General features: G+C 51.9%; 6 protein-coding genes and 1 pseudogene. 4 read left to right on the top strand and 3 right to left on the bottom strand.

The features are described from left to right. Positions 1-183, top strand: a pseudogene (locus NSCA4_RS14195) (IS30 family transposase); the annotation flags it as partial. 849 nt (positions 184-1032) lie between these two features. On the opposite strand, the gene NSCA4_RS0110850 reads toward NSCA4_RS14195, so the two are convergent. Beyond that, entirely contained in the window at positions 1033-1902 is an 870-nt protein-coding gene (locus NSCA4_RS0110850; protein WP_016688144.1) for a lipid A biosynthesis lauroyl acyltransferase, read from the bottom strand. A 129-nt stretch (positions 1903-2031) separates the two neighbouring features. Beyond that, entirely contained in the window at positions 2032-2580 is a 549-nt protein-coding gene (ruvC, locus tag NSCA4_RS0110845; RefSeq protein ID WP_016688143.1) for a crossover junction endodeoxyribonuclease RuvC, read from the bottom strand. 192 nt (positions 2581-2772) lie between these two features. Here ruvC and NSCA4_RS13170 point away from each other — a divergent pair, with 192 nt between their 5' ends. After that, entirely contained in the window at positions 2773-3108 is a 336-nt protein-coding gene (locus NSCA4_RS13170) for a porin (RefSeq protein WP_016688142.1), read from the top strand. 77 nt (positions 3109-3185) lie between these two features. On the opposite strand, the gene rfaQ is transcribed toward NSCA4_RS13170, so the two are convergent. Next, the gene (rfaQ, locus tag NSCA4_RS0110835) at positions 3186-4271 is read right to left on the bottom strand and encodes a putative lipopolysaccharide heptosyltransferase III (protein WP_016688141.1); all 1086 of its coding nucleotides are present in this window, start codon (positions 4269-4271) and stop codon (positions 3186-3188) included. 210 nt (positions 4272-4481) lie between these two features. Between rfaQ and NSCA4_RS0110830 the strand changes: the two genes are divergently transcribed. Next, positions 4482-5354 (top strand): prephenate dehydrogenase, encoded by an 873-nt coding sequence (locus NSCA4_RS0110830; protein ID WP_016688140.1) that lies wholly within the window; start codon positions 4482-4484, stop codon positions 5352-5354. A gap of 174 nt (positions 5355-5528) precedes the next feature. Beyond that, positions 5529-7442, top strand: a complete 1914-nt coding sequence (gene dxs / locus NSCA4_RS0110825) for a 1-deoxy-D-xylulose-5-phosphate synthase (RefSeq protein ID WP_016688139.1) — start codon at positions 5529-5531, stop codon at positions 7440-7442. Positions 7443-7689 lie beyond the last annotated feature (247 nt).

Raw genomic sequence — 7689 nt, 5'->3', positions numbered from 1 at the left:
TTAAATGAGAACACCAACGGACTCATCCGGCAATATTTCCCCAAGCAAACCGATTTCCGGAACATCAGCGATCGGGAGATACGCAGGGTTCAAGATGAGTTGAACCACCGGCCAAGAAAAACACTTGGCTACGAAACGCCAAGTGTTTTATTCTTGAATCTGTTCCAACCACTGGTACCATAGTGTTGCACTTGAAATCCGAATCCAAGGTCGTCTGAAATCAAATCAGGTTTCAGACGACCTTTTCATATGGAAGTGATGCGGGCAGGGTGTCCGAATACCTCAAGGCAATTTGAGGTAGTGGGCAATGAAATGCTGGAAACGCAGGAAACAAAAAAGGAGGCAATCCCCCACAGGATTGCCCCAATACCTCAAATCAGAGATTTACGCTTCACAAACAATACAGGCTTTCGCCTGCGGCTTTACCTGCACGGCTCAACTCCGTGCGGGTAAACTTTTGTTCCGAGGGAGTGAAGCTCGGAACATCCGCTGCAAATCAAAGGATTTGCTGCTGGAAACTGGAGTATCAAATCTGTCAGTACGTCTGTAATTCGATGTAGCGAAATTTACTCGAAAAATTTGGGTTTGCCAAGTGTTTAACATTATTTTTATATGCTAAATTTATATTTATAATATTTCAAAAATATAAATTATTTGAAATATAAAATCTTATATTCATATTTTTATCCTTAAATAATCATTTTTTTACATAAATTCAGCATTATATTTTCATTAGGTTATTTGTTATAATTGATTCTTCTGAAATGTTATTTTATAACAGTTTGATTTTAAATGAAATTAAATTTAACATATTAACTAAAATTTCGTATTGCTTTTATGTTTTTTGAGTTTGGTTTGATTTTTTCGTGGTATTTAGGGCTTGGTAGGGCTGAATATCTAAATTATCCAAAGAGTTAATGTGAGATATTCTCAATTTAAAATTTGTTACTATCGTTGTTAATTTTCGATTTAATAGAAATAATAAAAGCCCGCATATGACGGGCTTTGTTTTTTGATGTAACTGTATGTAATTCAATAAAATCCCTGTTCGCCTTCGGGGCGGGTTTTGAAGCGTTTGTGCAGCCAGAAATACTGTTCGGGATTTTCCCTTGCCCGTGCTTCGATAAAGTCGTTCATGCGCTGAGTGTCGGCTACAACGTCGTCTGAAGGGAAGTTTTCCCATGCCGGATAAAAGCGCAGCGTAACGGTGTTGTCGGCATTGCGCGTCGGAATGGCGGGGATGACCTTGGCTTTTGTCATGCCCGCGATGCGGCTCAAGCCTGAAATCGTGGCGGTGGGAATACCGAAGAAGCTGACGAAAATGGAGTCGTTGCGACCGAAATCCTGATCGGGCAGGTAAAGGAAAGGGGAGTCGCTTTTGCGCAGTTGCTTGATAATCGCGCGCAGGCCTTCGGTGCGGCCGATGAGAAAGACGTTGTTGTAGCGGTGGCGGCCTTTGAGGATTTGTTCGTCCAACGCTTTGTTTTTTTGGTGCGAATACATGCTGGTCAGCGGCACGTCCTGATTGAGGGTGTAAACCGCCATTTCAAATGCGGTGAAGTGCGGATAGAGCAGGATGACTTTTTCGCCCGCCACGAGCGCTTCGTCGAGATGGTGTTTGTCTTGATAATGCACGAGTTTGCGCAGCCTGTCGGCAGGCGCGTACCAATACAGGCCGTATTCGAGCATCAGCTTCGCCATGTGCTGAAAATGGCGTTTGAGCACGGCTTTGCGTTGGTCTTCGCTCCATTCGGGAAAGCATTTTCTTAGGTTGGCCTCACCGACTCTGCGGCGCGGTTTGACGGCGTAATAGGCGAGGATGCCCACTGCGTCGGCGATTTTGTGTATAACTTTGAAGGGTAGAAGCTGGATGAGGTAGAGGAGGAAAAAGGCGGCTTTCATGGCGGCTGTTGGGGAATGGGGCGGGAAAAAGGGAATTATAACGGAAAGGTCTGTTGTTCAGTCAGAGAGTAGGAGTCTGAGTAAACTTGTTTTGGCGAAACCCGCTACGCTCGCTTTCAGACGACCTTTTCACCATTGGAAGCGTCCCCGTTTGACTTTCATTCCGTTCGGGTTCAACTGTGCGGCAAGTCCGTGGTTGCGCAGGGCATGGGTCAGGGCGACGGCGAGTCCGTCGGCGGCATCGGATTGGGGTGTGCCGGAAAGGGAGAGCATTTGCACGACCATGTGCTGTACTTGTTCTTTCGCTGCCTTGCCTTTGCCGACGACGGCCTGTTTGACTTGCAGGGCGGTGTATTCGGATACGGGCAAGCCGTGCATGACCAATGCAGCCAACGCCGCGCCGCGCGCCTGTCCGAGCATGAGCGTGGAGGCAGGATTGACGTTGACGAATACCTGTTCCACGGCAGCCTGTTGCGGCCGGTAAGTTCGGACGATTTCATCGATATGGCGTACGATGACGGAGATGCGTTCCGACAGCAGTGCGTCAGGAGGAGTTTTGATGCAGCCGGATGCAATGTAGAAATGCTCGCGGCCGCGGACGTCGATGACGCCGAAGCCGGTTACGCGGCTGCCGGGGTCTATGCCTAGGATGCGGGTGGTTTGTGAAGCGGAAGTCATGATTATGCTGTTGAGGCGGAGAAACCGGGATTATAGTGAAATCAATATGAAACGGATATGGGTCGCGATGTGTCTTTTCAGACGACGTTTTCACGATTTATGGTTTGTTTACGCAAGAGGGGCATATACTGGTCGGCCAAATTGGTTATCGCTATTCGGGTGTGTAAGAAATATTTGAAAGGAACCGACAGGATGAAACTCTTGTATATTTTGGTTGCTGCGTTGACGGCTTTGCCTGTGTTGGCGACGGCAGAAGTCCGCCTCTATGGCGAAATCAAAAGCGGCGTCGAAGCGTCGCGCATCAAATCGGGAGGCAGTTCGGTATCACATAGCGGTGTATATGATTCGGGCAGTTATATCGGTTTGCGCGGCTCGCTACCCATAGTCGGTGGGAATAATGTATTGTTTCAGGCAGAAAAGGATACGCCGGTAGGTTCGCGCAACCTGTCGCGCACGGTTTGGCGTAGTCCTTCCCCCCATGCGGGCAATATGGGAGACCATGCGGCAGGGCAGTTTGGGAAATATTGAATTTTTTGTCGTTCGTGTCATGAAAAGGTCGTCTGAAAACGGATTTGGGGGTTTCAGACGACCTTTACCTTTTTGTTTTAAGCTTCTTTGTTTAAACCCAGCTTTTCAGCGATTTTGTTCCACACGGCTTCCAGCGGAATGGCCTTGAGCAGGCGTGTGTTGTCGGATGTGTTGATGCTGTCGGGGTGGGGCAGGTCGCCGAAATCGCCTGCCCAAATAACCTCGGCATTGTCGGAATAGGGGTGCCATCTGTCCAGCCATGAGGGGCCGAACAGGGCGATTTGCGGCTTGTCCAGCGCGGCGGCGATGTGCATGGGTGCGGAATCTACGCCGATGAAGAGTTTGCAGCCGTCGATGGCGGCAGCCAATTCGCGCAGGTTGAGGTTGCCCGACAGTATCCATAGTTTCCCGCCTTCGGGAATTTTGACGCGTTCTAAAACCGCATCAACCATTTGTTGTTCGGTTGCTGAGGGAGCGGCGGTTAAAACGACGTTTTGACCGTGGTTGAGCAGTAATTGGACGATGGCGGCGTTTTTGCCGTCTTCCCAGCATTTGAATTCCCAACGTGCGCCCGGATGGAACAACACATAATCTTCCCCATTCCAGCCTTGTTTTTTCAGCTTGCTTTGCAAATTCGAGCGGGCATCTTCGCCGATTGGCATCATCACTTTTGCCGGCTGCGTTTCCTCAGGCCGGATAAGCGGCGGCAAAACGTTCATATGGTATTCGGTAATGTGGCAGCCGCGTCCGGCTTCGGGGTTGAGGAAGTCGTGGCACCAACGCCAGAAAAAGTGGTCGCGTTTGATATGGCTGATGCCGACGCTGCATTGTGCGCAGAATTTGGCGAGTATTGCCGAACGCCATTGGTCGGACAGGTTGAACGCCCAGTCGTACCCGCGTTTTTTCAGGCGCGAGAACAGCTTTTTCTCTTCGGACAACTGGGTTTTCAAGCCCTGCTTTTTCCAGGAGCGGTCAATCGTGAATATTTCGGCAATTTCGGGATTATCGCTGATGATGTCGGCGGTTTCCCGGTAAACCAGCATATCGATTTCGCAATCGGGAAAGCGGGTCTTGAGGGCGTGGACGACGGGCGTCGCCAACAGCACGTCGCCGTGGTGGCGCAGCTTGATGACTAAAATACGTTTCGGTTGGGCCAGGGACATAGTTTGCTTTCGGCGGATGGATTTCTGTCTGCCTATTGTAAAACGAAACGGCACAATGGCGAACTGCCTTTTTATGGTCGGAAGGATGGTGCGCGAGGCAGTATCATTGCCGAAATGCGTTTGCCTTTCGGATACGATAGAATGCGGAGAATTAATCCCTAAAATAGCGGGCGTGCCGTTTTCAGACGACCTTTGTCCCGCGTACCTGCCATGAATACACTCAAACACATCGTCCTTATAGGTGTCGGGCTGATCGGCGGCTCGTTCGTGTTGGACTTGAAACGGCTCGGATTGGCCGATACGGTAACCGGCATCGATTTGGATCGCGACAACCTTGACCGTGCGCTTGAACGGCGCGTCATTGATCGCGCCTACACGCAAATCGACGCTTTGAGTATGCACGAAGCGGATTTGGCCGTTATCGCTACGCCTGTTTCCACATTTCCCGACATCTGCCGCGCCGTCCGACCTTATTTGAACGCGCATACCGTGGTTACCGATGTGGGCAGTACCAAACAATCTGCCGTTCAGGCTTTTCGCAGCGTCCTGCCCGAACATTTGTCCCGTTGCATCGCCGCACATCCGATTGCAGGCTCTGACAGGAGCGGCGCGCTTTCCGCACAGTTCGGATTGTTTCAGGACAGGAAGCTGGTGATCACGCCGCATGGGGAAGAAGATGAACAGGCCGCCGGCCTGGTTGAAAATTTGTGGCGGGCAGTCGGAGCGCAGATTTTCCGTATGAGCGCGGAAGAACACGATGCCGTTTTTGCCGCCGTTTCCCATATGCCGCATCTTGCCGCCTTCGCTTACGTCCATCAAATCGCCGATCATCCCGACAGTCGGCGCTACCTCGAATTTGCCGCCACGGGCTTCCGTGATTTTACGCGCATCGCATCCAGTCATCCCGCCGTATGGACGGATATCTGCCTTGCCAATAAAAACAGCCTGTTGGATTTGATTGGCGGCCTGCGTGCCCAGTTGTCCGAACTCGAACGCATCCTGTCCGAAGAAGACCGCGCCGCCCTTTACCGTTATTTTGCCGCTGCCAAACAAACCCGCGATGAATGGCTGGAACGGCAGTAGGATGTTTTTAGGTTTGAAAGAGCCAGTTTCAGACGACCTTTATATAAATAGATATATAAATAGACAGTTAAATCAGGTCGACTGAAAACAAAGCTTCGTCAAAACCCTTTATCCGAACAGGACAACTCTTGCTATAATTGCCAGATAGACACAATAAGCCCGCAAAGACACACCATGAGCCACACACCGTTATTAGACAACATCCATCTGCCTCAGGATTTGCGCAGGCTGGATAAAAGCCAGCTGCCCCAAGTTTCCGCCGAACTGCGGGAGTTTTTGTTGGACTCTGTCGGCCGAACCGGCGGTCATTTTGCCAGCAACTTGGGCGCGGTCGAGCTGACAGTGGCTCTGCACTACGTCTATCACACACCTGAAGACAAGCTGGTTTGGGACGTCGGTCATCAAAGCTATCCGCACAAAATCCTCACAGGCCGCAAAGATCAAATGCACACCATGCGCCGCTACGGCGGCTTGGCGGGCTTCCCCAAGCGCATCGAGTCCGAATACGATGCTTTCGGCGTAGGGCATTCCTCCACCTCCATCGGCGCGGCTTTGGGCATGGCGGCGGCAGACAAACTCTTGGGCAGCGACCGCCGCAGCGTCGCCATTATCGGCGACGGCGCGATGACAGCGGGTCAGGCGTTTGAAGCCTTGAACTGCGCGGGCGACATGGATGTGAACCTGCTGGTCATTCTCAACGACAACGAAATGTCGATTTCCCCCAACGTCGGCGCGCTGCCGAAATACCTCGCCAGCAACGTCGTGCGCGATATGCGCGGCGTGTTGAGCACCATCAAGGCGCAATCGAGCAAGGTTTTGGACAAGCTGCCCGGCGCGATGGAACTTGCCCAAAAAGTCGAGCACAAAATCAAAACGCTGGCAGGCGAAGCCGAACACGTCAAACAGTCGCTGTCTTTGTTTGAAAACTTCGGTTTCCGCTACACCGGTCCCGTCGACGGCCACGACGTCGAGCATTTGGTCGATGTGTTGAAAGATTTGCGCTGCCGCAAAGGCCCGCAACTGCTGCACGTCATCACCAAAAAGGGCAACGGCTACAAACTCGCCGAAAACGACCCCGTCAAATACCACGCCGTCGCCAACCTGCCCAAAGACGGTTCGGACGACTTCAAGAACTCTTTACCGTCTGAAAAAGAAAACAAATCTGCCGCCAAACCGACCTATACGCAAGTGTTCGGCAAATGGCTGTGCGACCAGGCGGCGGAAGATTCCCGATTAGCGGCAATCACCCCAGCCATGCGCGAGGGCAGCGGACTGGTAGAATTCGAACAACAATTCCCCGAGCGCTATTTCGATGTCGGCATCGCCGAGCAGCACGCCGTTACCTTTGCCGGCGGTTTGGCTTGCGAAGGCATGAAGCCCGTCGTCGCCATTTATTCCACCTTTCTCCAACGCGGCTACGACCAACTGGTGCACGACATCGCTCTGCAAAACCTGCCCGTTTTGTTTGCCGTCGACCGCGCGGGCATCGTCGGCGCAGACGGCCCGACCCATGCCGGTTTGTACGATTTGAGCTTCTTGCGTTGCGTGCCGAACATGATTGTTGCCGCGCCGAGCGATGAAAACGAATGCCGCCTGCTGCTTTCAACCTGCTATCAGGCAGACGCCCCCGCCGCCGTTCGCTATCCGCGCGGCACGGGAACAGGCGCGCCCGTTTCAGACGACCTCGAAACCGTAGCCATCGGCAAAGGCATCATCCGCCGCCAAGGTGAGAAAATCGTATTCATCGCCTTCGGCAGCATGGTCGCCCCCGCATTGACGGTTGCCGAAAAACTGAACGCCACCGTCGCCGATATGCGCTTCGTCAAACCGATAGACGAGGAACTCATCGTCCGCCTCGCCCAAAGCCACGACTACATCGTTACCGCCGAAGAAAACGCCGAACAAGGCGGCGCAGGCAGCGCGGTGCTGGAAGTATTGGCAAAACACGGCATCTACAAACCCGTTTTACTTTTGGGTGTTGCCGACACCGTAACCGAACACGGCGACCCGAAAAAACTTTTGGACGATTTGGGCTTGAGTGCCGACGCGATGGAGAAACGCATACGCGGATGGCTGCCGGCGGCTTGAACTGAAGCTGTGATCGAATAACGCCACCCGTTGCAAGCAATGAATAAAGGTCGTCTGAAAACGGATTTTCAGACGACCTTTGCCATATTTTCGATACGGTTTATTTATCGGCGCATTGCGTGTGGACGGAAATGACGGCTAATGATGTGTGCCTTATCAAAAAAGAAGCGAACTGCCGTATCAAATAGCAAGCCTATGCCGTTGTTTCAAATTACACAGATAATGGGTACAGGTATTTTCTTTGGAC

This window comes from Neisseria sicca 4320 (assembly GCF_000193735.1).
In the GTDB taxonomy this organism is placed as follows: domain Bacteria; phylum Pseudomonadota; class Gammaproteobacteria; order Burkholderiales; family Neisseriaceae; genus Neisseria; species Neisseria sicca_E.
The sequence above is the reverse complement of the archived record's forward strand: the minus strand, read 5'-3'. Positions and strand labels throughout refer to the sequence as shown.